Raw genomic sequence first — 1,244 nt, forward strand, 5'->3', positions numbered from 1 at the left:
CGTCGGTCCTGCGCGGCCGATCGCGACCCCGAGCTTGTCTTGCGCACGCGGACAGTGGGCGGCCACAGCGGCGCGTCACATGGGCCTGGAGTAGCCGAGGAAGCGGCATTTCGCATGGCTTGGGTTCTCGACCAGCTCCGACACCCGACCGGGGAGCCTCGTAAATCCTGATAGGCTCTTGTCAGAACGGGAGCTTGTCGTCGGCTATGATTATGCTTCCGCTCTGCGGCCCTCCGCGAGGTGCTGAGGAACGCCCTCGACGACCTGTCCCAGCGCGAGGCTGGCCGGTCGTTCTGAATGTGCTCGGTGACGTCGGCCATATAGGCTGCGGCATCGACGCCGCAGAGCTTGCAGGTCGCGATGATGCTGAGCACGACCGCTGACCGCTCTGCCGCGATCAGGTTGTCGGGCTCGAGCTGGCCATCGTAGAGGAAGCGGTTGAAGGCGCGCCATCGCATGGCGCCGTAGGCGAAGGCCTTCGCGATATCGGCATGGCGCGACAAACCCTTGCCCTGGCGCATGAGCTGTCGTCGCAGCGCGCGGACCAGTGGTCGGGTCCGCCTTCGTCGTGCGGCCAATCGCTCGGCGGGGGGGAGCCCCGTTCCTCGCTCCGGTAGATCGCCTGGATACCGGCCATCGCCGTTGTGCTGAGCTCGGTCGGCTGGCTGTCGTGAACATCGAATATCTTGCCCGACTTAAATACCGCCTGTAAGAATATGTCCTTAAGTCGGCATGTTAGGCGCGCGCGGCGCCGAACGCGTCATCGCGCACACGCTCGGGGTGAGCAATGGTGTTGTGCATGGTTACCTGCGGCGCGCCAGGTCTTGCTGGGCTGAGCTGGCCGCTGCCGGAAGGGATGGATGACGAAGGCCTCGAGCTGCTGCTCTTCCCGGCATCCGAAGGCTGCGTCGCAAAGCCCCAGCCGGCCGGTGCCCGATTGGAGCTACGTGAAGAAGGAATTGCGCCGCCGCGGCGTAACTGCAGATTCCGAGGCATGCCGCCCCCGGATTCCGAAATGATGCCGCCCCCTCATTCCGAGAATTAACCGCCCCCGTGAGAGGTGGATGGTTGGGCCCGGGTGCTCTGCCGGTTGAAGGTTCTCTTCCTTTGGTTGCCGAGGAAAGGACCGAGATGGCGGCGGAGAGACTGAGCATGCGGCGTGTCCGCGAGATTTTGAGATATCGATTTTCGGAGGGGCTTGGCCACAAGGCGATCTCGTATCGGGTGGGGGCAGCGCCCTCGAC

General features: G+C 64.5%; 1 protein-coding gene and 1 pseudogene. One reads left to right on the plus strand and one right to left on the minus strand.

Annotation, left to right across the window (positions count from 1 at the left end; translation table 11 throughout):
• The coding region (locus EOA27_RS37060; protein WP_245491337.1) for a transposase at positions 1-578 on the minus strand (578 nt) is incomplete at its 3' end.
• A gap of 154 nt (positions 579-732) precedes the next feature.
• On the opposite strand from EOA27_RS37060, the pseudogene EOA27_RS37065 reads away from it, so the two are divergent.
• Positions 733-980: pseudogene (locus EOA27_RS37065) on the plus strand (IS21 family transposase); the annotation flags it as partial.
• Positions 981-1,244: the final 264 nt, after the last annotated feature.

Origin of the sequence: Mesorhizobium sp. M2A.F.Ca.ET.037.01.1.1 (assembly GCF_003998075.1) — a bacterium.
In the GTDB taxonomy this organism is placed as follows: Bacteria; Pseudomonadota; Alphaproteobacteria; order Rhizobiales; family Rhizobiaceae; genus Mesorhizobium.